Here is a 22,661-nt window from a genome sequence, read left to right as displayed (position 1 = left end):
ATTCCGGGTTTGGGGGCTATTTTGGGTGGTTTGATGGGGGGGGCTCCGTGGCCGGTGGTGTGGGCGAGGACCGACACGCCATCGGTGGCCTGGGGGGGGGCGGCGTTGTAGGCGCCCACCCGCGGCCGCGCGCCGGCGATCAGGCCGGAGAGCCGCAGCGCCCGGTCGTCGTCGGACAGAAGCAGGATGAACGGCTTGTCCGGCTTGCCGTAGCGGCGCATCTGGCTCTTGAACACGTCGACGTCGATATCGGGCGAGGCCAGCACCACGTCGCCGAGCTTGCCGCCGAGATCGCGGTCGCCGGTGATGGCAAGCTGGCGCAGCGCCTCCATGGTCACCCAGGTCCCCAGCGAATGGGCGACGATGTCGATGCGCCGCGCGCCGGTCTGCGCCAGCATTCTCAGCGTCACTTCCAGCTGGTCGCGGGCAACGCTGGCGCTTTCCTTGTCGTAGACATAGTCGGTGGTCTTGGCGCCCGAGGCCCAGGAAAACAGCACCGGAGTGCCCGGATAGCCGGAATCATGGGTGATCTGGGTGACGCGGTAGACAGCGTCGTCGAAGCCGGTGTTGTAGCCGTGGACGAAGACCATGACGCGGCCGCCGCGCGCCGCGATGTCGGCACTGAGCGCGCTGGAGAATTTCGGCTGGGTGTCGTAGCCGACGACCTCGGAAGCCATGAAGTATTTGGCCGGATCGTCCGACTTGCCGCGCGAGCGCCGCTCAATCTGGCCTGTCTTGTGGATGCCGGGGACGGTGACGTTGACGCGGGCATAGTTCAGCGTCGCCGAGCGCTCGCCGTCGAAGACCTTGTTGGGATCGTCGGAGCGCTTGCGCGTGGTGGCGATGAATATCGAGTGGTTGCCGGCGATTTCCGTCACCGGCGCAGCCATCATGGCGCTGCCGAGCAGTTCCTCGGTTTGACGGCCGCCGCAGCCGGCGAGCAGCCCGGCAATGAGAATGATGCAAATCGTCTTCAAAAACACTTAAGAAATTCCACTCCGGCCTAACCAAAGGCCCATCACCTCCGCCGCACCTCCCGGACAGGCGAAGTGCGGCGGAAGTAAGTCGCGGACGCCGAAATGCGCTCAGCGCCTCTCGACTGCCATCGCACTGTTGCGCGAAAGCCAGAACGGCGGCAGGAAGGCCGGGATGTTGGAAAACGGCAGCACTTCCGGCTTCAGCCTTATGCCGAGCACGTCGGTCATGAAGGCGCGGCGCGCCTCGATGCGGCGCCAGGTTTCGGGATAGCGCGCGGCGATCTCTTCGCGCAGTTCCTCGTCGGCCAGCGCGATGCCGTCCTCGATGTTGGTGGTGAAATAATCGGTGCCGGTCGCCGGGATGATGTCGACCTGCAAGGCCATGCCCGACTTCAATCTGATGTCGGAGCCGGAAAATACCGGCGAATGCATCCATTCGTCGATATGGACGAGATGGCCGGGATTGAGCGAGACGCCGAAGAAGGGATCGCCTATGCGGTTGTGCACCGCCTTCCACAACGCGCCGCCGGGAACGCTGATGCCGACCGTTTCGTACCAGTCGACGACGGCGCAGAAATACGGCGCGACCAGTTTTTCGACATAGTCCTGGATGCCCTTCGGAAGCTCGGCCGCATCCTCGACCAGAAAGCCGGCGCGGGCGTTGAGCGAACCTTGGATGCCGTATGCCATGGTGATCGGGTCGCCGCGCTTGATGATGTCGAGGCGCGGGCTCGGCAGGCCATAGGCTGCGCGCCTGCCGGCCGACAGCATCGAGTGACAGCATTGCGGCAGGCCGTTGATGCCCATCAGCCGCGCCGCCTGCAATTCGGTCATGCCGGGTTCGATGCCTTGCAGGACGTTGCGCAGGCCTTGCGAGGAATAGGTCGCGGCGAATTCGAACGCCGCCAGTTGGTCGGCCTCATTGATGGCGCGCAGGCCGTCGGCGGGGTTCATCAAAAGGTTCGCCGCGTTGACGACCGTGCCCCTATCGCCGGCAAGGGTACGCAGCGTGTCGGCGATGAAGGACGGCAGGTCGAGCGTCGTTTCCCCAAAGCCGGCATCGCCGGGGCCGAACGGTTTCCAGCCGATGGCGCCGATACGCTGGCCGGCCTTCAGGCCGCAATCGGCAAGGATGTCGGCCAGCGCTTGCGAGCGGTCGCGCGGCTGCGCCGGCAGCGAGAACGTCTGGTAGAGCACGCGCTCGTAAGGCCCGTCGCAGATCTCGGCATAGCCCCAGCCCTCATTGCCGACCAGCAGTTTCGGCGGCTTGCCGGGAACGATGATGAGCAGCGTCTCCTCGAAGCGCGGGTCGTAGCCGCAGAGGTAGGCGACATTGGCGGCATGTTCGCGGTCGCCATAGACGACGAAGGCATCGAACCCGCCACGTGCGACCAGCGCCGCGATACGGGCCTCGTAGGCGGCGCGGGGCACCAGCGGCATCACCGTCGGCTCGCCGAACTCCGGCAGCGACACGGTTTTCCGGGCAACCGATGCGACAGGCATGAGCAAACGCCCCCAAATGCTTACGTTGATTCCGGAAATGCCCCTTCGGGGCGGCCGGACAATGGCTTCGCGAGGCCGGATATGCAATAGCGGGACCGAACTCGCATAGCTTTTGGGGTGCTCTTGCCATGACCAGTTTCTCCTCTCGCGTCGCTGCTGCCGCCGCGGCGATCCGCGAGATCTTTCCGGAAACGCCACTGCAGGAAAACGACTATCTGTCGAAGAAGACCGGCGCGCGGGTGCTGCTGAAGCGCGAGGACCTGACGCCGGTGCGCTCCTACAAGATCCGCGGGGCCTTCAACTTCTTCCGCAAGACGCTCGCCGCCGGCAACAATGCCGAGCTGTTCGTCTGCGCCTCGGCCGGCAACCATGCGCAGGGCTTTGCCTTCGTCTGCCGCCATTTCGGCAAAAAGGGCGTCGTCTTCATGCCGGTGACGACGCCGCAGCAGAAGATCGACAAGACGCGGCTGTTCGGCGGCGCCTTCGTCGAGATCAGGCTGGTCGGCGATTTTTTCGACGACTGCTACCGCGCCGCACTCGAATTCACCGAAACTGCCGGCGCCCACATGGTCCCGCCGTTCGACCATAAGGACATCATCGAAGGGCAAGCGACCGTCGCCTACGAGATATCAGGCCAGATGCCCGGCGCGCGCATGCCCGACATCGTCATGCTGCCGGTCGGCGGCGGTGGCCTGGCCGCCGGCGTCACCCATTATTTCGCCGACCAGCACCGCGAAACACGCTTCGTCTTTTGCGAGCCGGCCGGCGCCCCGAGCCTGAGCGAGAGTCTCGCCGCCGGAAAACGGATCAAGCTCGCCAAGGTCGACAATTTCGTCGACGGCGCGGCGGTGGCCGAGATCGGCCGCGAGCCGCTGCGCCACCTCAGGGAGTTTGCCGCCGACGCGGTGCGGCTGATCCCGGAAAACCGGCTCTGCGCGACCATGATCGAAATGCTCAATGTCGAGGGCGTCGTGCTCGAGCCGGCCGGCGCGCTGGCGATCGATGCGCTGAAGGATTTTTCCAAAAAGGAAATCAGGGGCAAGACCATCGTCGCCGTGGTGTCCGGCGGCAATTTCGATTTCGAGCGGCTGCCGGACGTGAAGGAGCGGGCGCTGCGCTTCGAGGGCTTGAAGAAATACTTCATCATCCGCTTTCCGCAGCGGCCCGGCGCGTTACGCGATTTCCTCGAATTGCTTGGCCCCGACGACGACATCGCCCGCTTCGAATATCTGAAGAAATCGGCGCGCAATTTTGGATCGGTGCTGATCGGCATCGAAACCAAGGACCGCCGCAATTTCGACCTGCTCAAGGCGAATTTCGACGCCGAGAGCGTCCACTATCAGGACATCACCGATAACGAGACGCTCGCTGGGTTCATCATATGAGCAGCAACGATCTTCTGACCACCGAGGGAAAGATCTTTGTCGCGCTGTTTTCCGGCATCAATGTCGGCGGCAATCGCATCGTCAAGATGGCGGAACTCAGGTCATTCTTCGAGCGGCTCGGCTTCTCCGATATCGCCACCTATGTGCAGAGCGGCAACGCCGTCTTCCGGTCGCCAAACGGCGATGCAGTCATGCTGACCAGCCAGTTGGAAGCGGAATTCGAGAAGAAATGGGGATTCCACTCGCGCATCATGGTGCGCGATCTCGGCTGGCTCGAGCGGCTGGCGGCGGAGAACCCCTATCCGGAAATGGCCGGCGAGCCGACCAAGCTGCACGCCTATGCGCTGGAGCGCGAGCCGACCGCCGAAGAGGTCGCCCGGCTGGCGGAAAAATGCACCGGGCCCGAACGCTTCGAGATCAAGGGTGACGTGTTTTATCTGCATGCGCCCGACGGGCTCGGCAAATCGGTCTTTGCCAATCTCATCCCGCGCGTTTTGAAGGTGCCCGGCACCGCGCGCAATTGGCGCACCGTGCTGATGCTGCTGGAGATGGCCAAGGCAGGCGGTTGACAGGTCGTCTACGCAGCCGGAGCGCGTTTCCAGTCGAATGTCAGCTCCTCGCGGAAGGCGAAGCGCTTGATGTGGTCGGCGACGACCGTCTCCAGGCGCTCAAGCGAACCGGCCTCGTCGGTCGTCACCGCGATGTGCAGCGCTGCCGGGTCGGCATCGAGAACCGTGCGGCCGAGCGTGAGATCGATGGTGCCGTGGTTCGGGTCGAACTCGACGGGAAACTTGTGCGCCCAATGCTTGCACAGCTGCTGCAAATAGCGGCTGGCATGTTCGGTGGCGACGTCGACATGGCTGGTCGGCATGAATGAATTCTCCTGGAGCCCATTGTGGACTTGGCGAGCGCCTATTGCATGATGTTGCGCCAGCCTTCGCGGGCAGGCGCAACGCCGGTTAGATAGGCGCCTGCCGCGAAAACCAAAAGCTGCGGGACATATCCGCCTGACGACGTCGGCTCAAGATGGCGTGATCGGCTACCAGCTTCCGGTGTTCTGCATCGACGCCCATGGTTCGGCCTTGGACTTGGCCGGGCCTTTCTGCAAAAGCTCGATCGAGATGCCGTCCGGCGATTTGACGAACGCCATGTTGCCGTCGCGCGGCGGCCGGTTGATGGTGACGCCATTGTCCATCAGCCGCTGGCAGGTGGCGTAGATGTCGTCGACCTCATAGGCGAGATGGCCGAAATTGCGGCCGCCCTTGTAGTCTTCCGGGTCCCAATTGAAGGTGAGCTCGACCAGCGGCGCCTTTTCGGAGATGCCGCTCTGCTCGTCTTCGGGCGCGGCAAGGAAGATCAGCGTGTAGCGGCCTTGCTCGTTTTCGTGGCGGCGCACTTCCTTCAGGCCAAGCTTGTTGCAGTAGAAATCGAGCGAGGCATCGATGTCGGCGACGCGGACCATGGTGTGCAGATAGCGCATGGGATTTCCTCCGATGTTGCGTTGCGGCGCAACATAGGGGCGGCCCGGACAAAGGGCAATTGGTCCCGCTTGCTGGCGCTGGCAAACGACAAATCCGCTATTCCTGTATGCAACCGTGAAAAAAGGCACGTCAGGTCTTGCACACACCGGAAGCCGCGGTGTTAATCTGATACCAAGAATCAGTTGCAGTGTTTCTTGAAAAAGGGGGCGTTCTTATGGGGGAAAAGGCCTCTTTCATGGGGCGGGACGGGGCCGGTAACGATGCGTTGAAGCGGGATGAGAGCGCCGATACGGCCGATCTCGTCGAAATTGCCGGCGCCATCAAATGGTTCGACGTGGCCAAGGGCTACGGTTTCATCCTTCCCGATGATGGTTCTTCGGGCGATATCCTCCTCCATGTGACATGCCTTCGAAAGGACGGTTTTCAGACCGCGCTGGAAGGCGCCCGCGTCGTCTGCCTAGTCAAACAGGGCGAGCGTGGGCTGCAGGCTTTCCGCGTGCTCTCGATGGATGTCACCACTGCGATCCATCCGGCAGAGTTGCAGGAGCAGCGCACCCACGTCGCGGTGACGCCGGAAAGCGGCCTCGAACGGGCGCTGGTGAAATGGTTCAACCGCACCAAGGGGTTCGGCTTTCTGACCCGGGGCGAGGGCACCGAGGACATTTTCGTCCACATGGAGACGCTGCGCCGCTACGGCATCACCGAGCTCCGGCCGGGCCAGGTGGTGCTGGTCCGCTTCGGACGCGGCGACAAAGGCCTTATGGCTGCCGAAATTCACCCCGATATGGGTACCTTGCCGGTCTCGCATTAGTTCCGGCCGAGGATTTCATATGGCTCACAGGAACCGGCTGACGGCGGGCGCGCTCTGCGCCGGGATTTTCCTCATCGTCGCCGCAAGCGCCTTCTTCTATTTCCAGCAACCGAGTTCGGCCGACGGCAAGGCGATGATCCTTCCCGTCGACCCGGCGCCACTGGTCGCGGTGACGAAGGCCGGCGAGCGCTCTTTTTCGGTCGAAATCGCCGATACGCCCGCCGAGCGCGAAGCCGGCCTGATGTTCCGGCGGCACATGGCCGACAATCACGGCATGCTGTTCGTGTTCGGCGCGCCGCAAGATGTGAGTTTCTGGATGAGGAACACGCCGATGCCGCTCGACCTGATCTTTGTCGGCCAGGACGGCCGGATCCGGGCGATCAAGCAAGGCGAGCCGCAGTCGGAGGCGATCATCTCGCCGGACGAACCGGTGCGCTTCGTGCTCGAGCTCAGGGCAGGCACCGCCGCCAAAAAGGGCATTAAGGACGGCGATCTGCTGCGCCATCCCGCCATCGGCACGGCGCCGGGTCCTGCCATGCCGCCGCCCGACAAGGGCGATGCGCCGAGTGTCGATTCCGACTGAACGGGCAGGATCTTCGGCCGATGCAGTTCTTCTCCCATGACGGTTTCGACCTTGCTTTCCTCGATCGCCAGCCGGCATCGGGGCAGGGCGATCCGGTGCTGATGATCCACGGCTTTGCCTCGAGCCATTACGTCAACTGGGTGTCGCCCGGTTGGTTCAAGACGCTGAACGACGCCGGCTACCGCGCCATCGCCTTCGACAATCGCGGCCATGGCTCTTCCTCGAAAAGTTATGACGAAGCAAACTACACGCCGGCCAGGATGGCATCCGACGGGGCAGCGCTTTTGAACCATCTCGGCATCGAACGCGCCCATGTCATGGGTTATTCGATGGGTGCGCGGATATCGGCGTTCCTGGCGCTCTCCGATCCGGACAAGGTGGCGACGCTGGTCTTCGGCGGTCTCGGCATCGGCATGGTCGACGGCGTCGGCGACTGGGATCCGATAGCCGACGCACTTCTGGCCGAAGATCCGGCAGGCGCTACCGATCCGCGCGGCCGCTCGTTCCGTGCCTTCGCCGATCAGACCCGCAGCGATCGCCGGGCGCTCGCTGCCTGCATCGCCACCTCCCGCGAATTGCTGAGCGAGGCCGACCTTGCCCGCATTGCCCAGCCGACGCTGATCGCCGTCGGCACCAAGGACGACATCGGCGGCTCGCCGGATGAGCTCGCCGCCTTGATGCCGAACGCCAGGGCGTTTCACATCGAAGGTCGCGACCACATGCTGGCGGTCGGCGACAAGACGTTCAAGCAGCGTGTGCTGGAGTTTTATGCCGAGCATCCGCTCTGATGGATGGCTCCCCAAGAGCGGCCATCGGGCCTGAAGCTGGGGTCCTTAGCGGTTTTGCAACGATACAGGAGTAAATAAGCGCGCGTGTGGATCGGTTCAAAACCGCCACGCTGAACGAAGGGTAGGGGGTACGATGGCACAATGGGGAAGAAGCGACGCCGCTTTGCCGGGCGTTGTTGCGAAAAGCACGTTCGGCAAACGATCCGTTATTCTAGCGCTGGCCGCATTGGCGGTAGGGGCGATTGCGATCACCGCATTGATAGCAATGCCGAGCGACGCGTCCCCACTGCTCCAGAACAGTGCGACAGGCTTCTTCGCCGCGGTATTTTTTCTGGCCGGGCCATTGGCACATCTTACCGGCGTGGTTTTCGGGTTGATGGCGCTCGGTCGTTCGAACGACAGTCGTGTGCTCGGTCTGGCTGGCATCGTGGTCAACGGCGCGTCGCTTGCGGCCGGGGTGTTCATGCTGTGGGGAATGGCATCGACCATCGGCGCGTTTACCTGATTTCGGGCAACTCTCCGGCAGGCAAGCGAGCGACGCGTCGGGCTACGATCCGCCCGGGCTGTGCCCAAGCGCCTTGAGCGAGCGCGCCATGTTTTGCCGGGCCTGGGTTTCGAATCGCCGGCGGAATTCCTCGCTGTGGAAGATATGCGGGCGGGCGAGGAAGCCCTTTAGGACAGCAGCACGGCCGGCGCGCCACATCGGCGCCTCGACCCAGCCATATTCCCGGCGGACCGCCTGTTCATAGGCGTCGAACACGTCAGGCACAGCACCCAGGATCGCCAGGTCCATGTCGAGGAACAGCGCGGCGTCACGGACAAAATGTTCGTCGCCGGGGCTTTGCAGGCTGGGCAATTCGTGGCCGGCGGTGGCAGCGATCATCGCCGCGATGCGGCCGAGGCGCTGTGCGTCGGCGCGGCCGGCGAGCTTTTTCTCGGCAAGTGCGGCACTCCTCGCCTCGTTGTCCCTGGCGCGGCTGTCATAGATCGCGTCGTGGAACCAGATCGCCGCTTCGACCGCTTCAGGATCGTGCAGCAACGCCTTGTAATCGTTGGCCAGCGCCAGCATCGCCTCGATGTGGCCAAGGCTGTGATAGTGGCGATCCTCGGCCTTGTAGAGCGCCGAAAGCTCGCGCTTCAGCTTCTCGTCCATCAAGGCTGCGTTTTCCATGGCTGCTTGAAATTCCGCGAACCAAATCCATTTGACGAAGCACTAAGGAAAATTGAGTTCACCCGTGCTATGATCTGGCTTATAGGAGCGGCCGGAGAATAGGCAAGCCGCCAAGCCGGAGACATTAGATGGCCGGAGACATCAGATGAATAGCGTTACGATTTCCCGTCCCACCATGGTGCAGCCGGTAGATCCGATCTGGCGTTCGATCCGCGACGAAGCGATGGAAGCGGTCAACCGCGATCCGCTGCTGGCAGCGTTCCTCTATTCGACCATCCTCAATCAGGAAAACCTGGAAGAAGCGGTCATTCACCGGCTGGCCGAGCGCCTCGCCCACCAGGACATAGGCTCCGACCTCATCCGCCAGACCTTCAAGGCGATGGCGGCCGACGACGAGGACTGGTCGACGACGGTGCGCGTCGATATCCAGGCCTATTACGACCGCGATCCGGCCTGCGACCGCTTCATCATGCCGGTGCTCTATTTCAAGGGTTTTCATGCCATCCAGACGCACCGGCTGGCGCATTGGCTGTGGAACCAGGGCCGCCAGGATTTCGCGCTCTATTTGCAGAGCCGGTCGTCCTCGGTGTTCCAGACCGACATCAATCCGGCCGCCCGCATCGGCAAGGGCATCTTCCTCGACCACGCCACCGGCCTCGTCGTCGGCCAGACGGCGGTGATCGAGGACGACGTGTCGATCCTGCACGGCGTGACGCTGGGCGGCACCGGCAAGGCCGGCGGCGACCGTCATCCCAAGATCCGCTACGGGGTGCTGATCGGCGCCGGCGCCAAGATCCTCGGCAACATCGAGATCGGTCATTGCTCGAAGATCGCGGCCGGCTCGGTGGTGCTATCGCCGGTGCCGCACAACAAGACGGTTGCCGGCGTGCCGGCCCGCGTCGTCGGCGAGACCGGCTGCGACCAGCCCTCGCGGCAGATGGATCAGCTGTTGCCGTCGCAGACGATGGACCACGTCGTCAGCTTCGACATCTGAGTGCTCGAGCAGGGGCTTGTCGCGTCGGACCAACTATCGATGTCGGCGCCGCTCCTCATCTGCCTGCCGGCATCTTCTCCCCGTATAGTGACGGGGAGAAGGGGCTGACTGCAGCCTCGGCACTGTTTCTATAACGCTGGAGATTGGCGAAATTCTTTGCGAAGGCGTCCTTCTCCCCGTCACTATACGGGGAGAAGTGCCCGGCAGGGCGATGAGGGGCAGCGCAAACGTGAGGCGATTGCCCGTGTTCTCTCGCCGGCTTGCCTTTACATGGCCATTGTCGACGTGCCAGAAGCGCGCTCAAACGAAGAAGCCGACGATCGGAGAAGACTGTTGAAGCCGGACGAAATCAGAAAGTTGGACGCCTATTTCAAGCGCACCTTCCAGAACCCCAAACTCGAAGTGAAGGCGCGGCCGCGCAAGGAAGATTCGGCCGAGGTCTATGTCGGCGACGAGTTCCTCGGCATCGTCTTCAAGGACGAGGACGACGGCGATTATAATTTCTCGATGGCGATCCTCGACATCGATCTGGCCTGAGCCGGAATTGCGGCTGGCGCCGGCGGGACAGTGGGGCGCGAAGGATCACAACGTAACGGCCCGTTTCGTTGCCTACCGCCCCGTCTTCAGGACACGCGCTGCCTCGCCCAAAATCGCTGCGTCGAGCGCCTGCCACTCGCCCAGGAATTCCCGGGGAAAGCGGTAAGTGAGGCTGAGATTATCGCCGACCAGGATGTCGCGTTCGCAGGGCGCCAGCGATTCGTCCGCGCTCGGGCCGCTCAGGCAGCGGGCAACGAACGGATCCTTGCCGGGGCGGTTGGCGACCGCCAGCACTTCGTTGAGATAGCCTGATTTGTCGCTGAACGTATAGAGCAGCGTCCCGCCAGGGCCGGGCGTGCCGGGCTGGGCGATCAGCGCGCTGTAGATCGGCGCGAAGCGGCCGCTCATGTCGCGCGACATCATTTGCGGCTCGAACGACAGGAACACGATGTCCTTGCTGGCTCCGGTGTGGTTGAAGTCGTCACGGGCGGCCTCGCTGTAGCCGTCCATCTCGGGATAGCGCACATAGAGATCGAGCCGCGAGGCGATGCCGTCGCGCCGCGCCTGGGCAAAGCGGATGACATTGGCCGGCACGGCGACGACGTTGTTGCCGATGACGACCTCGTGGACCGTGGTGTCGTCGGTGTACCCGGCCATGGCGATCGAGCGGCCGAACCATTTGCCGCCGAGGCTGATTGCCACCGACAGCAGCGCCAGCGTCGCGAATGCATAAAACACCCGCTTCATCAGCGTCGAATCGACGACGCTGGGTTGCGGGCCCTCTGTGGCGACTGCCTGCTTCATCGCGATCCTCGTTTGCCGTCGCCGTTCCATCGGGTGTGCCTGAGCGGCACATCTCGGCGCGGCACGGCTCTTGCTACGCAGCTTTTGCAGGCGACTGTGCGATTTCATGGTAAACGGAGGGTAAAGATGGGCCTGGTCGAACAAATCATATTCAGTTTTATGGCTGGGCTGACGGCTTGCGGCCTGGCCGGATCGGCGATGGAGCTGATCGCCGGCCGCAGACTTGCCTTCGTCCAACCCTATGTGTCGTCGAAGCACATGCTGCGCTCGCTCGCCGCGACTGCTTGCGCCGGGCCGCTGATGTTTGCCAACGAGGCGCTGGACGCCTGGCGCGAGCGTCGCATTTCGGTGCTGGGTCTGGTCTCCTGCGGCTGCACCGCCACCATCTGGGCGCTGGCGCTGGGGATGGTGGTGATCCCCATTGCTTCATGGGCGGCTTCGCTTCTAGGGTCTGGCGGCTTGTCGGTGTGAGAACGATCTGGAGACAGCGATGCCGATCTACGCGATTGACGGGAAAGCGCCGGCTTTCGAGGACGCCGACAGCAACTGGATCGCGCCCGACGCCACGCTGATCGGCGATGTGCGGGTCGGCCGCAATGCCGGCTTCTGGTTCGGCGTCGTCGTCCGCGGCGACAACGAGCCGATCGTCATCGGCGCCGACAGCAATGTGCAGGAACACACAATCATGCACACCGATCCCGGCTTTGCCCTGACCATCGGCCAAGGCTGCACGATCGGCCACCGCGCCTTGCTGCATGGCTGCACGATCGGCGACAACAGCCTGATCGGCATGGGCGCCATCGTGCTGAACGGCGCCAGGATCGGCAACAATTCGCTGGTCGGCGCCGGCGCGCTGGTCACCGAAGGCAAGGAATTCCCCGACAATTCGCTGATCGTCGGCTCACCCGCGCGCGTGGTCAGGACGCTGGACGACGCCGCTATCGCCAGGCTGCGCGCCTCGGCCGCGCACTACGTCGCCAACGGCAAGCGGTTCAAGGCGGGGCTGAAAAAGGTCTAGTTTCAACGCGGGATTGCCTGGTGGCGCTTGCCTAGAAATGGTGGAGCCGGCCCGGGGACGGGGCCGGCTCCTAAACCCGGTCGGTGGGGACGGGGCGGGTGGGGACTCGACCGGGTTTTGCGTCGCGTCCTCAGCGGACGCTGGCGACCGCGTCGGAGCGGCCGTCGTTGATCGTTACCCAAGCGCCGGAATTCCGCTCGGACTGGCGTTTCAGGTAGGTGTAGTCGGTATTGGTCCAGGACAGCACCTTAGGCTGGAGATTGTCGAGGATGAACTCGCCAAGGCTGGTGCGCACGGTCAGCACCGCATGGCCGTCGCCGTTGCGCTGGCGGACAACCGTCATCAGCAGATCGCCGGCCGGAATGCCGATGCTCATCAACTCGCGGCGCTTTTCCAGCGCATAATCCTCGCAGTCGCCGACGCCGTTGGGAAACGACCAGACTTCTTCCTTGCCCCACATTTCCATGTCGGTGCGCGGCGCGACCTTGCTGTTGACCGAATTGTTGATCTTGACGATCGTCGCCCACAGCTTGCGGGTGAGTTCGACCGGTGCCCGGTTCGGCGTCCTCTGATTGCATTCCTGCGGAAGCTGCTGGCACAATTCGTAGTGACCGACCGGCTGTGTGGTGCGCCCGCCGGTGTGCATGAAGGCCGGCTCCACCGCATTTGCAGTCCCCCAGCCGAAAAGCTGCATCGCTATTGCCACCAGCAACAGCTTGCCCCTCGTCTTTTTCATTATTCAGTCTCCCCGTTTGAGGAGACAATGACACGGCTGGATTTATTTGACGCAAAAGCGCGAAGTAGACATTAAGTAAAACGCCAATAGAACACGCATAAAATTTGAATCAATCAAGTATAAGATTGTTCATGTTTTTAGGCGACCCCTTCAAGCGCTTCGCCGGCCCTGTTCGAGCATACGTTGGCGGGACAGCGCCCCCCTTGTGTCCTGCCGGACATCTCCCCCACAAGGGGGGAGATTGGCCTTCATCTCGGCTTTCGCCAATCTACAGCGTCGCAGGAGAGAGCGGGGCGCCGAAGCTGCCGATCTCCCCCCTCGTGGGGGAGATGTCCGGCAGGACACAAGGGGGCGCGAAGGATCGCCAGCCTCTCTTCTCGGATGGCGCTGGCGCTTCTACGTCAGCCGCGCGGTGAGCTGAATTCGGTGTCGAGCGTTTCCGGCCGCTGGATGACGGCGAACTCGATGGCGACGCCATCTTCGAAATGGCGCACCACCTGGCCGCGCATGGTGCCCAGCGTGACCTGGACGCCGATCGCCGGCTTGACGTCGATCTCGATCGCGGCGCCCGACAGCGACAGGTCGATGATGCGGCACTGGTACTGCCGTCCGTCGGCAAGCTGCAGCACGCTGGTCGGGTTGCGCGGCGCCACGCGTTCATGGCGGCGGTCTTCCGGCAGGTCGAGCTCGTGCTTGTTGGCAAGCCAGGTCAGTTGCGCGGCGAGCTTGTCCCTCTTGCGGTCCGACGCGATGATGGTCATTGCAAAGCCATCCTGCGAGGTGCGGGTGATGACGCCTTCGATGCGGCCGATGTGATCGATATACGCAATGACCTTTTCGCCCGGCAGGCCGACGCGCTCGGTGCGAAGCGCGACGTTGCCGGGCGACATGTCGACGACCTGGCACGGATGTTCGGTGCGGTCCTCCAGCATGAAACGTCCGTAAATTTTCACACGGACGCGCTGAAAGTTACGCCTTTCAGCTTGGGACGGTGCATGGTCGACCGCCGCTGACCTCATCACTGCCATACCCCGTTCGGCATTCCGCGCTTGGATGCGGGGAATTTCAGCGGAAAACTACAACAAAGCAGGTTAACAAAGGGGAAAGCCCGGCACTGTTGCTTTAAGCTTTGGGATCATTCCTCGCGTCCGCCGTCGAAGACGACCAAGTGACGGATGCGGCGGGCCTGGCCGAGCGCCGAAATCGTCTCGGGCGGGTCGAATTCCGACGGGGCGAGCGAGGGAACCTCTATCGCCGGCCGGTTCTTCACGAACATCGGTTCCTTGTCGGGATCGACGACACGGATCGAATCGATCAACGCGTCGAGAACCGGGTCGGCACCCAGCCAGAAGGGCTTTTCGACGGCACTTATAACGCCGAGGCAACGCGGGCTCTCGACACCGCCGTCGAGCGGCAGCGCGAGCAGCTCGAACCTGTTGGAACGGCCGTTGCGGCTGAAACCCTCATAGGTGATGAGCACCACCGATTTCAGGTCGAAGACGCCATCGGTCAGCCGTGAGATTAGCCGCTGGTCCTTCTCGCGCCACAGTGACGGGAACGAAAACCCCTTGAGTTCGCGGCCATAGACCGCGCAGAGCCTGGTGCCCGCGAGCCGGAACACCGCTTCGCCGCGCGTGTCCTTTTCCAGGATGAACGTGTCGGCCAGCAGCGACTTGATATCGGCCGGTTCGACTTCCGAGCGCTTCGGGGCAGGGCGTCCGTCACGCAACCGGTTCCAATAATGGAACAGCGTGATCGATCCGTTCTGGTTCATGCTATGCTGCTCCGCGCATTCTGTCTTCTGATGTCCCATCGGTGAACAGAAGGGCGCCCTCCGATGACCTACATGCGTTGCGGAGCAGGATGCGTGCCAGCATCGTTAATACTTGTTCACGGGTCGGGGCGGTTAAGGTTAACAAGTGGTTTACGTTGCGCGCCGGCCAGGCCTGTGGCACACCAAAACCACTCCAGAAGCGGTCGTTTTGCGACGATCGGCAGCACTTCAGTCAAGAGTTCAGGGGGAGCAAGGGGGCTCGACCAGCCGTTCAAGGGAAACCTTGGACGGCTTCTTTTTTGATTCGGGCTGCCTGATTCGCCGTTTGTGATTCGGTTGGCCGTGATCTACATGCTCGCGAAGTCCAATCCAGCGACTGAGTGCAAGCCATATGAGCGACCCAGAAAGCCCACCGGAGATCGAGCAGGGCGAGAGCGGGCCTGCCGCCCGCGAACCGGAGCAGCGCCGCGAACCGGTGTTCAACCTGCCTCCCGTTGTGCTGGCGGTGATCGGCATCTGCGTCGCCGTCCATCTGATCCGGGTCTATTGGCTGACCGAAGACCAGGACTTTGAACTGCTGATACGGGCAGCCTTTGTGCCGATCCGCTATTCAGGCCGCTTCGACCTGGATTTCTTCGCGTTTTCAAGCCCCTTTACCTATGCCTTCCTGCATGGCGGCTTTGCCCATCTTGCCGTCAACATGGTGTGGCTCGCGGCCTTCGGCTCACCGCTGGCCAACCGCTTCGGCGCGTTGCGCTTCAGCCTGTTCTTCGCCGCGACCGGATTGGCGGCGGTGGCACTGTTCTGGGCCATGCATCCGCTTGGCGAGGCGCCGCTGGTCGGCGCTTCCGGCGCGATTTCCGGCATGATGGGTGCGGCGGCGCGCTACGGCTTCCGCATCGACCGCTCGTCGGGCAAGGCCGCCTTCGCCGGCCAGCCTTTGCCGATGGAGGCGGTGCTGCGCTCGCGCGGCGTCGTCACCTTTCTCGCCATGTGGATGGTGATCAACCTGGCGACCGGCCTCTTCGGCTTGGCGCCCGGCATCGACGGCCAGATCGCCTGGGAAGCCCATATTGGCGGCTTTCTTGCCGGCTTCTTCGGCCTGCGGTTTTTTGACCGGCGAGAGCAGGCGCCCCAACAGGCGGACGAGCCGGACACCTGAGACCTCCGCACTTGAAATGAAACCGATCGCGGCGCACCATGTTCATACTAGGGAAAGCCGGCCAGGGCAGGAGCCGGCAGGAAATACAGAGGAGGACGCCATGACTGTTAAGGCAATTCTCGAGGCAAAAGGCCACGACGTGGTGACGCTCGGGCCGAACGAAAAGCTCAGCGAAGCCATTCGCATGCTCTCCGAACACAGGATCGGCGCGTTGGTCATCACCAACGGCGATCACAAGATCGTCGGCATTCTTTCCGAGCGCGATGTGGTGCGGGTGCTCGCCAAGGAAGGGGCGGCGGCGCTCGACCTTGCCATCCGCTCGGCGATGACGCCTAAGGTGAAGATCTGCAACGAGAACCACACCGTCAACGAGGTCATGGAGATCATGACCAAGGGCCGCTTCCGCCATCTGCCGGTGGAAAAGAACGGGCTGCTCGACGGCATCGTGTCGATCGGCGACGTAGTCAAGCGGCGCATCGAGGATGTCGAGCGCGAGGCCGAGGAGATCAGGGCCTATATCGCCACGGCATAGCGCACGGCGTCCTTTGCGCGTCCAAAAGGACGGGCGGCGCCGTAGATGCGGCTAGGAGGTCAGGGCCTTACCGAGCCTGAGCGTAAGTGGACATCCACTCTCCATTGGGATGAGCGGCGAAAGCGGCGGAACAGGCCAGCCTGCGGCTTTGCGCTTGTCTCTTTTGGCGGTTTGCACTAGCGAAGTTGCACATCAAATATGCGTTCTCGCATATCCGCAATTCCAATATGCAGGCCCCTATGAGCATCATCGATACCCGCACGCCCGACGCCAAGCGCCTGGTTCCCGGCGCCACCGGCGACTGGGAGATCATCATCGGCCTCGAGGTCCACGCGCAGGTGACCTCGCAGGCAAAGCTGTTTTCCGGCGCCTCGACCACTTTCGGCGCCGCTCCCAATGCCAATGTCAGCCTGGTCGATGCGGCGATGCCCGGCATGCTGCCGGTCATCAACGAGGAATGCGTCAAGCAGGCGATCCGCACCGGGCTTGGCCTGAAGGCTGAGATCAACCACAAATCCGTCTTCGACAGGAAAAACTATTTCTATCCCGATCTGCCGCAGGGCTACCAGATCTCGCAGTTCAAGCAGCCGATCGTCGGCGAGGGCAAGGTGATCGTCTCGGTCGGCCCGGATCGGCAGGGCGAGTTCGAGGACATCGAGGTCGGCATCGAGCGCCTGCATTTGGAGCAGGATGCCGGCAAGTCGATGCACGACCAGCATGCGACGATGTCCTATGTCGATCTCAACCGCTCCGGCGTGGCGCTGATGGAGATCGTCTCCAAGCCGGATATGCGCTCCGCCGATGAAGCCAAGGCCTACGTCACCAAGCTGCGCACCATCGTGCGCTATCTCGGCACGTGCGACGGCAATATGGACGAAGGCTCGCTGCGCGCCGACGTCAACGTCTCGGTGCGCCGGCCCGGCGGCGAATTCGGCACGCGCTGCGAGATCAAGAACGTCAACTCGATCCGTTTCATCGGCCAGGCGATCGACTATGAGGCGCGCCGCCAGATTGCCATCCTCGAGGACGGCGGCAGGATCGAGCAGGAAACGCGGCTGTTCGACCCCAACAAGGGTGAGACGCGCTCGATGCGCTCCAAGGAAGAAGCGCACGACTATCGCTATTTCCCGGATCCCGACCTTCTGCCGCTGGAATTCGACCAGGCCTATGTCGACGAGTTGGCAAAGGACCTGCCGGAACTGCCGGACGCCAAGAAGACGCGGCTGATCGCTTCGCTCGGCCTGTCGACCTACGACGCCTCGATCCTGGTGTCGGAAAAGGCGATTGCCGATTATTTCGAGAAGGTGGCGGCCGGGCGCGACGGCAAGCTCGCCGCCAATTGGGTCATCAACGATCTGCTGGGTGCATTGAACAAGGCCGGCCAGGATATTGAAAACGCTCCTGTTTCGCCCGACCAGATTGGTACGGTCATCGACCTGATCAAGGAAGGCACCATCTCCGGCAAGATCGCCAAGGATCTGTTCGAGATCGTCTGGAACGAGGGCGGCGATCCTCGTCAGCTGGTCGAAAGCCGTGGCATGAAGCAGGTCACCGACACCGGCGCCATCGAAAAGGCGGTCGACGAGGTGATCGCGGCCAACCCGGACAACGTCGAGCAGGCGCGCGCCAAGCCGACCATGGCCGGCTGGTTCGTTGGCCAGGTGATGAAGGCGACCGGCGGCAAGGCCAATCCGCAAGCGGTCAACGAGCTGGTCAAGGCCAAGCTCGGGATCGAGTAGGATGTTCATCCGCACCGCCGGCGAGCGCGATCTGGCGGCGGTGCGCGCATTGCTGATCGAGACGTGGCATGCCACCTATGACGCCATCTACGGCGCGGCGCGGGTTACCGAAATCACCGATGAATGGCATTCGATCGCCGCGCTCAAAGCGCGGCTGACGCGGCCGAACTCGGAGTTCCTGGTCGCCGACGACGGCAAAAGCATTGGCGGCATGGCTTTCGCCGCCGCCACCACGGATGCCAGGATCGTCATGCTGAACCAGCTTTACGTGCATCCTGCCTGGCAGAGGCAAGGCATCGGCCAGGCGCTGCTGGACGAGATCGAGGCCAGCTTTCCGGAGGCCCGAACGCTGCGCGTCGAGGTCGAGGAAGCAAATGCTCCGGCCATCGCCTTCTACCGCTCGAGGGGGTTCTTGCCCGCCGGTAACACGGCCGATTGCGGTGGCGCCTCAGGGTTGCCGGCGCTGGTTTTGGAGAAGCCACTCGGATAGCTCGTTCGCCTGACGCTCAGTTGCGTTTCTCAGGCAGGTTGGAGCAACCGGCAGCGAGAAACTCGCACGGCAGGCTGCCGCCGCCGCCCGACGTGTGCGGGGGCGTAGCGGCTTCGATTTTTTCGACCTCGTAATATTTCGAGGTGACGCCCCATTTTTTAACGCCCTGGCACGTCGAGCGCACGCCAACCTCCGTCGCCTTCGCCGCCGTCTTGTAATAGGTGGTGATCCGGCAGGATTGGCTGACCGGCAAAGCGTTCGCCGGGCTCGTGACCGGCGGCAAGAAGTTCGGTAAAGCAAGCAGTGAGATTGCCGCAATGATCCGCGCGGCGGGCATGGTGTGGGGAAGGTGCAGCATCGTTTGTCTCCATCGATGGCGCCACTCGCTCTTGGCGAAGCGGCGCGTTTGTTCCCGCAAGATCAGGCCATGAAGCCGGGCCTGCCGCATCTGCCGCGCGGGGGGCGGCAGCAGTCTGAACTGCCGCCGTCATCCGCGAGCGGCCGCGTCAGGGCGTTTTCGGCTTGATGAGCGTCTTTATCGGAACGGCGACTTTTGGGGGCCGGACCGTACTGGCTCCACCGTCGACGGCCAGCCCGCCGCTGTTGAGATAGCGTACCGTATAGTGCAGCTCGTAGCCCGGAACTCTGATCCATGTAGGCTTGTGATTGAACTGGTCCGGAGGCCTCGAATACCACTTCGGGATCTGCATGATCTTGGAACCGGCACCGAATCCCGCAGTCTTGGCCGCTACCGCGAAGGCGCTGTCTCTGGGATCGTTCGGCGGCTGGTCGACATTGCCGATGACGACCAGCGAATCGTATTTTCGCGCGTCGAGCCTGAGTGCGGGAAGGTTCAGCGCAGCCACGTCGCCTTCGCGCATCGTCAGCGCCTTCTGAAGGCCGTCCTGATTGGCGTAGACGTTGAGGTTTATGGCCTCGGATACCGCATAGACCACATTGTTGTGGAAGTCGCGGGCTGCCAGGCGCGTGAGGCTGTCGAATGTCACTTCAACCGTCGGCTTGGCTATGGCGTCCGTCACCACCAGGCCGCGCCGCGGCACGGTCCAGAAGATGAGATCATCGCCGGTGGCTTGCGTGCCGGCATCGGAGCCGTCTATGGCCGAGCATTTCGAATTCGGAACCGGCGTCGTCACCGGCAGCGGTGCCGAAAACGAGCTGCGTACCTGGGCGTCGATGTAATTGCCGACGTTGAAAACGTCTTCGAGGACGTTGCCGCCTTCGAAGCTCGCCGGGCCGGGTTGCGAGCGGATGATGACCTGGCTGGAATCGGTCTGCCAGCGGCTGCAGAAGACGTTGACGTCTATGGGAATGCCGATGTGGCGGTCGGACGTCACCGGGATCGAGACTTTGATGGTCAGGATATAGGGAACTTTGACAAACCAGCTGTTCGGCTGGTTCAGCATCTGCGTCGCAAAGCGCGACGGCCGCCATTGCTTCAGCGATTCGATCGATGCGCGCGACGATCGTCCCTGGGCGCTTAACTGTGCGTTGGTGGCGTCTACCTTGGCTTGCGCCAGGTTGCGGACGGTGTTGGTGATCAGGAACACGCCGAGATCGGCTTTGCAGGGCTTGTTCGATTGTGCGGGATTGCATGAGGCAAGTGTCGCACTGGGAACCGGCGGCCCCGAAGGCGGCGGCTGGGCGGCCGCGGTGGCCGCCATCAGGCAGAAGAACAGCATCGTGCAGGTTTTCAACATGGTACCCTCGCTCCGTGGTTGGAAACCACCCTCCGGCTGGACAACACCATTTCTTCGATGGCGATTCATCGCCCGCACGGGGGATGGACCGTGAAACACCGGGCGGACCAGCGACGTCGAGCCGCCGCCGGTTCTTCGGAGTGGATGTCTACTGCTTCACGGCGCCCTTGGTCGTCGCCTTCGGCGCGACGACCTTGGGCTTGGGGGTTTTCGGGCCGGGATCGCTTATCAACGCGGCCGTGCAGGAGCATTTGCCCGAACCGCAATTCAGGTCGCCCTTGCACATTTTCGAATGCCGCATGTCGGTGCAGTCGGCGGTCCCGGAGCAGGAGCAACTGCCTTGCCCGATCGTTCCGGACTGACATTTGAAACTCCACGCCGGATCGGCGGCAAGGCCGATCACGGCGAGCGATAGGACAAAAAGCATTGTCGAGATGAGCTTGCGCATGAAATACCTCCCGGTTCTATCGAGCGATGGAACCACGGAGCAGCAACGCCTTCATCTCCCGCGCGGGGGACGAACTCGCATACCGGGGACGATCGTCAATGCTGTCCCTTCAGCACGACGAGATAACCGCGTTCGACGCGAAGCCGGAACGCGATTTGCCCTGCAGTCCCGGGATCCTTGGGAACCTTGTCGATGACATAGCCGCTGGGATGCGAGCTAAGCCATTCTTCCGGTTTGTCGGTGCTTTCGAATGGCCTTTGCAACCGGGCCAGAAAGCCGAGTTCGCCTTGATAGTCGAAAGCCACGGCCCAGTCCGCATCCTTTCGCTCGTCGATGAAGTTGGCGAGCGGCGTCAGGTCATAGCGTTTGAACGCAGTTGCCGATGCCACCGCGTGGCCGATGCCGAAAATGACAAGCATGACGACGGCCGAGCTTTTCAGCCTGGCGAGCGGGATCTCCGCCATGAAATATCCGAACAGGATGGTCACGAACGGCAACATCGGCACGACATAGTGGGGCTGCTTGCCGGATATCGCGCTGAACACCAGCAACACGGCAACGAACGAGAACGACAGCAGGCGCAAGGCGCGCAGATCCGGCGACTTCGCGTCGATCAGGCTGCGTATCCGCGTGCGCAGCTTCAACCGCCACACCTCGGGTATGAAGATCCACGGTATGAACATGACCGGCAGCAGCAGCAGGTAGAAATAGAACGGCCGGCCGTGCGAATTGCGCAAATTGCCGGTGACGCGCCCCGCCGACTGGTTCCAGACGAGATCGTAGACGAAATCGCCTTTCGTCAGGATGGTCGCCGGCACCAGCCAGATCGCCACCGGAATTAACGCGGCGAGCACTGCCAGGCCCACTCCAGCGAGGAAGTTCGGCGTCGCCAGTCCCGCCCGCCGGTCGCGCCAGAACGGATAGAACAGGATGGGTGCGCCGATATGGATGAGCACCACCGGGCCTTTCGTCAGCACGCCCATTCCGATGAACAGCCCGGCCAATATGGCGTGCCAGCGGTTGCCGCTCCGGGCAAAGGCAATCAACGACAACAGCGCGGCGAGCACGAAGACCGTCAGCAACAGGTCGAACAGGATCAGCGTCGAATAGATGACGAACACGCTGCTTCCGGCGACCAGCCAGGGGATGCGCCGTGCGATGTCGTCGCGGCCGGGAAACAGGGTCTTTGCCAAAGTCGTCGTCAGCCAGATGACGAGCGAGGAGGCGGCGAAGATGACCAGCATCGCCGCCGGCCGGCTGGCGCCAAAAATGCTCCAGACAAGGTCGATGAGCCAAAACAGCAGCGGCGGCTTCTGCAGATAGGGCGCGAAGTTCATCGTCGGGACGAAGACCTGTCCGCTCAGATATATTTCCCAGGTGACGCTGAGATATCGCGTTTCGTCGACGGGCAGCAGTGGCCGGAAAGCGACCGCGATTACGATCAGCCCAAGCAGGAAGAGGTAGGGGAGCAGCCGCTCGGTAGATGTCGGTGTCAAAGATTGAGATCCGCGCCAGAAACCATTTTCTTTCCAGCCGAGCACAGCGCCGCGTTTCTGGACCGCGAACGACCGCACCATGATTTTGGCCGAATTGCAACGATGCCGGTTTCGTTTCGCAGATTTTGCGGACGATGTTCTTAAAGGCTTGGAAAACTTACCGGCCGAGCTCCTTGGACCACCGCCGGTCCGGGAAACCGGCGCAAATCAACTGGAGCGCAACGGCGGCGACAATTCGCGCATCAAGAGTTCGAGCTCGCGCTGATCGCCGGTACCGGTCTTGTCGAAGATCGTCGCCAGCTGCGACTTGACGGTGCCGTCCGAGACGCCGCCGGCTGCGGCGATTTCCTTTCGCGTCAGGCCGGCGGCAACGTGACCGGCGACGCGCCTTTCCGCCGCGGTCAGTCCGAACAGCGCCGCAATGGCGTCCAGCGCCGGAATTGGTGCTGAACCGGCCGCGGCCATGAATCTAGCCGCGGCGGGGCCCTGGGGGAATACCCCCCCCATATGACCC

The 22,661-nt window shown here is 62.8% G+C and carries 28 protein-coding genes; 14 read left to right on the top strand and 14 right to left on the bottom strand.

Annotated features, from left to right (window positions below):
* Together NKJ08_RS33215 and NKJ08_RS33210 are read right to left on the bottom strand one after the other, a co-directional pair.
* A partial coding sequence (locus tag NKJ08_RS33215) for an alpha/beta hydrolase (protein ID WP_352785317.1) occupies positions 1–983 on the bottom strand: 983 nt, incomplete at its 3' end.
* 102 nt (positions 984–1,085) lie between these two features.
* The gene (locus NKJ08_RS33210) at positions 1,086–2,480 is read right to left on the bottom strand and encodes a hypothetical protein (protein WP_352777606.1); all 1,395 of its coding nucleotides are present in this window, start codon (positions 2,478–2,480) and stop codon (positions 1,086–1,088) included.
* Positions 2,481–2,608: 128 nt separating this feature from the next.
* On the opposite strand from NKJ08_RS33210, the gene ilvA reads away from it, so the two are divergent.
* Positions 2,609–3,865: a threonine ammonia-lyase IlvA gene (gene ilvA / locus NKJ08_RS33205; RefSeq protein WP_352777608.1), complete on the top strand. Its 1,257-nt coding sequence runs from the start codon at positions 2,609–2,611 to the stop codon at positions 3,863–3,865.
* Positions 3,862–4,434 carry a DUF1697 domain-containing protein gene (locus tag NKJ08_RS33200; protein WP_352777611.1) on the top strand — a complete coding sequence of 191 codons (573 nt, stop codon included), beginning with the start codon at positions 3,862–3,864 and terminating at the stop codon, positions 4,432–4,434. The genes ilvA and NKJ08_RS33200 overlap by 4 nt, the downstream gene beginning before the upstream one ends.
* Before the next feature lie 8 nt (positions 4,435–4,442).
* Here NKJ08_RS33200 and NKJ08_RS33195 read toward each other — a convergent pair whose 3' ends face one another.
* Positions 4,443–4,736, bottom strand: coding sequence for a DUF2218 domain-containing protein (locus NKJ08_RS33195; protein ID WP_352526539.1), 294 nt, complete (start codon positions 4,734–4,736; stop codon positions 4,443–4,445).
* A gap of 168 nt (positions 4,737–4,904) precedes the next feature.
* Complete coding sequence (gene gloA / locus NKJ08_RS33190; protein ID WP_352777614.1) at positions 4,905–5,345, bottom strand: lactoylglutathione lyase; 441 nt, start codon at positions 5,343–5,345, stop codon at positions 4,905–4,907.
* Between the two features lie 215 nt (positions 5,346–5,560).
* Between gloA and NKJ08_RS33185 the strand changes: the two genes are divergently transcribed.
* The 4 genes from NKJ08_RS33185 (at position 5,561) to NKJ08_RS33170 (ending at position 8,033) form a co-directional block, all read left to right on the top strand.
* Positions 5,561–6,157, top strand: a complete 597-nt coding sequence (locus NKJ08_RS33185; RefSeq protein ID WP_502896009.1) for a cold-shock protein — start codon at positions 5,561–5,563, stop codon at positions 6,155–6,157.
* 19 nt (positions 6,158–6,176) lie between these two features.
* Positions 6,177–6,740 (top strand): DUF192 domain-containing protein, encoded by a 564-nt coding sequence (locus NKJ08_RS33180; protein WP_352526535.1) that lies wholly within the window; start codon positions 6,177–6,179, stop codon positions 6,738–6,740.
* Between the two features lie 20 nt (positions 6,741–6,760).
* Positions 6,761–7,528, top strand: coding sequence for an alpha/beta fold hydrolase (locus NKJ08_RS33175; protein WP_352785312.1), 768 nt, complete (start codon positions 6,761–6,763; stop codon positions 7,526–7,528).
* Positions 7,529–7,661: 133 nt separating this feature from the next.
* Positions 7,662–8,033 carry a hypothetical protein gene (locus NKJ08_RS33170; protein ID WP_352777617.1) on the top strand — a complete coding sequence of 124 codons (372 nt, stop codon included), beginning with the start codon at positions 7,662–7,664 and terminating at the stop codon, positions 8,031–8,033.
* Between the two features lie 42 nt (positions 8,034–8,075).
* Here the strand turns inward: NKJ08_RS33170 and NKJ08_RS33165 are convergent, their stop codons facing one another.
* The gene (locus NKJ08_RS33165) at positions 8,076–8,699 is read right to left on the bottom strand and encodes an HD domain-containing protein (protein WP_352777619.1); all 624 of its coding nucleotides are present in this window, start codon (positions 8,697–8,699) and stop codon (positions 8,076–8,078) included.
* A 145-nt stretch (positions 8,700–8,844) separates the two neighbouring features.
* On the opposite strand from NKJ08_RS33165, the gene cysE reads away from it, so the two are divergent.
* Together cysE and NKJ08_RS33155 are read left to right on the top strand one after the other, a co-directional pair.
* Entirely contained in the window at positions 8,845–9,693 is an 849-nt protein-coding gene (gene cysE, locus NKJ08_RS33160; RefSeq protein WP_352526528.1) for a serine O-acetyltransferase, read from the top strand.
* A 333-nt stretch (positions 9,694–10,026) separates the two neighbouring features.
* Positions 10,027–10,230, top strand: a complete 204-nt coding sequence (locus tag NKJ08_RS33155; protein WP_023674799.1) for a DUF3126 family protein — start codon at positions 10,027–10,029, stop codon at positions 10,228–10,230.
* A gap of 72 nt (positions 10,231–10,302) precedes the next feature.
* Here the strand turns inward: NKJ08_RS33155 and NKJ08_RS33150 are convergent, their stop codons facing one another.
* On the bottom strand, positions 10,303–11,034 hold the full coding sequence (locus tag NKJ08_RS33150) for a hypothetical protein (RefSeq protein ID WP_352777621.1): 732 nt from the start codon (positions 11,032–11,034) through the stop codon (positions 10,303–10,305).
* Between the two features lie 126 nt (positions 11,035–11,160).
* On the opposite strand from NKJ08_RS33150, the gene NKJ08_RS33145 reads away from it, so the two are divergent.
* Both NKJ08_RS33145 and NKJ08_RS33140 read left to right on the top strand, forming a co-directional pair.
* Positions 11,161–11,505, top strand: a complete 345-nt coding sequence (locus NKJ08_RS33145) for a DUF6949 family protein (protein WP_352526524.1) — start codon at positions 11,161–11,163, stop codon at positions 11,503–11,505.
* 19 nt (positions 11,506–11,524) lie between these two features.
* Positions 11,525–12,052, top strand: a complete 528-nt coding sequence (locus NKJ08_RS33140; protein WP_352526522.1) for a gamma carbonic anhydrase family protein — start codon at positions 11,525–11,527, stop codon at positions 12,050–12,052.
* 130 nt (positions 12,053–12,182) lie between these two features.
* Here the strand turns inward: NKJ08_RS33140 and NKJ08_RS33135 are convergent, their stop codons facing one another.
* The 3 genes from NKJ08_RS33135 to NKJ08_RS33125 form a co-directional block, all read right to left on the bottom strand.
* Complete coding sequence (locus NKJ08_RS33135; protein ID WP_352526520.1) at positions 12,183–12,788, bottom strand: transglutaminase-like cysteine peptidase; 606 nt, start codon at positions 12,786–12,788, stop codon at positions 12,183–12,185.
* A gap of 401 nt (positions 12,789–13,189) precedes the next feature.
* Positions 13,190–13,807: a PilZ domain-containing protein gene (locus tag NKJ08_RS33130; protein ID WP_352526518.1), complete on the bottom strand. Its 618-nt coding sequence runs from the start codon at positions 13,805–13,807 to the stop codon at positions 13,190–13,192.
* A 116-nt stretch (positions 13,808–13,923) separates the two neighbouring features.
* Positions 13,924–14,562: a PAS domain-containing protein gene (locus tag NKJ08_RS33125; RefSeq protein ID WP_352777627.1), complete on the bottom strand. Its 639-nt coding sequence runs from the start codon at positions 14,560–14,562 to the stop codon at positions 13,924–13,926.
* Between the two features lie 391 nt (positions 14,563–14,953).
* On the opposite strand from NKJ08_RS33125, the gene NKJ08_RS33120 reads away from it, so the two are divergent.
* From NKJ08_RS33120 to NKJ08_RS33105, 4 genes are all read left to right on the top strand, one after another.
* On the top strand, positions 14,954–15,724 hold the full coding sequence (locus NKJ08_RS33120; protein WP_352777629.1) for a rhomboid family intramembrane serine protease: 771 nt from the start codon (positions 14,954–14,956) through the stop codon (positions 15,722–15,724).
* 100 nt (positions 15,725–15,824) lie between these two features.
* Complete coding sequence (locus NKJ08_RS33115) at positions 15,825–16,256, top strand: CBS domain-containing protein (protein WP_023717464.1); 432 nt, start codon at positions 15,825–15,827, stop codon at positions 16,254–16,256.
* Positions 16,257–16,495: 239 nt separating this feature from the next.
* Positions 16,496–17,995 carry an Asp-tRNA(Asn)/Glu-tRNA(Gln) amidotransferase subunit GatB gene (gatB, locus tag NKJ08_RS33110; RefSeq protein WP_352785307.1) on the top strand — a complete coding sequence of 500 codons (1,500 nt, stop codon included), beginning with the start codon at positions 16,496–16,498 and terminating at the stop codon, positions 17,993–17,995.
* 1 nt (position 17,996) lies between these two features.
* Positions 17,997–18,485, top strand: coding sequence for a GNAT family N-acetyltransferase (locus tag NKJ08_RS33105; RefSeq protein WP_352526510.1), 489 nt, complete (start codon positions 17,997–17,999; stop codon positions 18,483–18,485).
* Positions 18,486–18,501: 16 nt separating this feature from the next.
* Here NKJ08_RS33105 and NKJ08_RS33100 read toward each other — a convergent pair whose 3' ends face one another.
* From NKJ08_RS33100 to NKJ08_RS33080, 5 genes are all read right to left on the bottom strand, one after another.
* Positions 18,502–18,933 (bottom strand): hypothetical protein, encoded by a 432-nt coding sequence (locus tag NKJ08_RS33100; RefSeq protein WP_352526508.1) that lies wholly within the window; start codon positions 18,931–18,933, stop codon positions 18,502–18,504.
* Positions 18,934–18,991: 58 nt separating this feature from the next.
* Positions 18,992–20,203, bottom strand: a complete 1,212-nt coding sequence (locus NKJ08_RS33095; protein WP_352777632.1) for a hypothetical protein — start codon at positions 20,201–20,203, stop codon at positions 18,992–18,994.
* Positions 20,204–20,351: 148 nt separating this feature from the next.
* Positions 20,352–20,651: a hypothetical protein gene (locus NKJ08_RS33090; RefSeq protein WP_352777634.1), complete on the bottom strand. Its 300-nt coding sequence runs from the start codon at positions 20,649–20,651 to the stop codon at positions 20,352–20,354.
* A gap of 95 nt (positions 20,652–20,746) precedes the next feature.
* Positions 20,747–22,147 carry an ArnT family glycosyltransferase gene (locus tag NKJ08_RS33085; RefSeq protein ID WP_352777636.1) on the bottom strand — a complete coding sequence of 467 codons (1,401 nt, stop codon included), beginning with the start codon at positions 22,145–22,147 and terminating at the stop codon, positions 20,747–20,749.
* 207 nt (positions 22,148–22,354) lie between these two features.
* A partial coding sequence (locus tag NKJ08_RS33080) for a helix-turn-helix transcriptional regulator (RefSeq protein WP_352785304.1) occupies positions 22,355–22,661 on the bottom strand: 307 nt, incomplete at its 5' end.

It is taken from the genome of Mesorhizobium sp. M0244 (assembly GCF_040321795.1).
Taxonomy (GTDB): Bacteria; Pseudomonadota; Alphaproteobacteria; order Rhizobiales; family Rhizobiaceae; genus Mesorhizobium.
This window is presented reverse-complemented; position numbering and strand designations above follow the sequence as displayed.

What these genes read in the sequence shown, in the direction of transcription:
- NKJ08_RS33210 (WP_352777606.1), bottom strand. Translation starts at nt 2,480, where the DNA reads ATGCCTGTCGCATCGGTTGCCCGGAAAACCGTGTCGCTGCCGGAGTTC.
- ilvA (WP_352777608.1), top strand. Translation starts at nt 2,609, where the DNA reads ATGACCAGTTTCTCCTCTCGCGTCGCTGCTGCCGCCGCGGCGATCCGC.
- NKJ08_RS33200 (WP_352777611.1), top strand. Translation starts at nt 3,862, where the DNA reads ATGAGCAGCAACGATCTTCTGACCACCGAGGGAAAGATCTTTGTCGCG.
- NKJ08_RS33195 (WP_352526539.1), bottom strand. Translation starts at nt 4,736, where the DNA reads ATGCCGACCAGCCATGTCGACGTCGCCACCGAACATGCCAGCCGCTAT.
- gloA (WP_352777614.1), bottom strand. Translation starts at nt 5,345, where the DNA reads ATGCGCTATCTGCACACCATGGTCCGCGTCGCCGACATCGATGCCTCG.
- NKJ08_RS33185 (WP_502896009.1), top strand. Translation starts at nt 5,561, where the DNA reads ATGGGGGAAAAGGCCTCTTTCATGGGGCGGGACGGGGCCGGTAACGAT.
- NKJ08_RS33180 (WP_352526535.1), top strand. Translation starts at nt 6,177, where the DNA reads ATGGCTCACAGGAACCGGCTGACGGCGGGCGCGCTCTGCGCCGGGATT.
- NKJ08_RS33175 (WP_352785312.1), top strand. Translation starts at nt 6,761, where the DNA reads ATGCAGTTCTTCTCCCATGACGGTTTCGACCTTGCTTTCCTCGATCGC.
- NKJ08_RS33170 (WP_352777617.1), top strand. Translation starts at nt 7,662, where the DNA reads ATGGCACAATGGGGAAGAAGCGACGCCGCTTTGCCGGGCGTTGTTGCG.
- NKJ08_RS33165 (WP_352777619.1), bottom strand. Translation starts at nt 8,699, where the DNA reads ATGGAAAACGCAGCCTTGATGGACGAGAAGCTGAAGCGCGAGCTTTCG.
- cysE (WP_352526528.1), top strand. Translation starts at nt 8,845, where the DNA reads ATGAATAGCGTTACGATTTCCCGTCCCACCATGGTGCAGCCGGTAGAT.
- NKJ08_RS33150 (WP_352777621.1), bottom strand. Translation starts at nt 11,034, where the DNA reads ATGAAGCAGGCAGTCGCCACAGAGGGCCCGCAACCCAGCGTCGTCGAT.
- NKJ08_RS33145 (WP_352526524.1), top strand. Translation starts at nt 11,161, where the DNA reads ATGGGCCTGGTCGAACAAATCATATTCAGTTTTATGGCTGGGCTGACG.
- NKJ08_RS33140 (WP_352526522.1), top strand. Translation starts at nt 11,525, where the DNA reads ATGCCGATCTACGCGATTGACGGGAAAGCGCCGGCTTTCGAGGACGCC.
- NKJ08_RS33135 (WP_352526520.1), bottom strand. Translation starts at nt 12,788, where the DNA reads ATGAAAAAGACGAGGGGCAAGCTGTTGCTGGTGGCAATAGCGATGCAG.
- NKJ08_RS33130 (WP_352526518.1), bottom strand. Translation starts at nt 13,807, where the DNA reads ATGAGGTCAGCGGCGGTCGACCATGCACCGTCCCAAGCTGAAAGGCGT.
- NKJ08_RS33125 (WP_352777627.1), bottom strand. Translation starts at nt 14,562, where the DNA reads ATGAACCAGAACGGATCGATCACGCTGTTCCATTATTGGAACCGGTTG.
- NKJ08_RS33120 (WP_352777629.1), top strand. Translation starts at nt 14,954, where the DNA reads ATGAGCGACCCAGAAAGCCCACCGGAGATCGAGCAGGGCGAGAGCGGG.
- NKJ08_RS33115 (WP_023717464.1), top strand. Translation starts at nt 15,825, where the DNA reads ATGACTGTTAAGGCAATTCTCGAGGCAAAAGGCCACGACGTGGTGACG.
- gatB (WP_352785307.1), top strand. Translation starts at nt 16,496, where the DNA reads ATGAGCATCATCGATACCCGCACGCCCGACGCCAAGCGCCTGGTTCCC.
- NKJ08_RS33105 (WP_352526510.1), top strand. Translation starts at nt 17,997, where the DNA reads ATGTTCATCCGCACCGCCGGCGAGCGCGATCTGGCGGCGGTGCGCGCA.
- NKJ08_RS33100 (WP_352526508.1), bottom strand. Translation starts at nt 18,933, where the DNA reads ATGCGGCAGGCCCGGCTTCATGGCCTGATCTTGCGGGAACAAACGCGC.
- NKJ08_RS33095 (WP_352777632.1), bottom strand. Translation starts at nt 20,203, where the DNA reads ATGTTGAAAACCTGCACGATGCTGTTCTTCTGCCTGATGGCGGCCACC.
- NKJ08_RS33090 (WP_352777634.1), bottom strand. Translation starts at nt 20,651, where the DNA reads ATGCGCAAGCTCATCTCGACAATGCTTTTTGTCCTATCGCTCGCCGTG.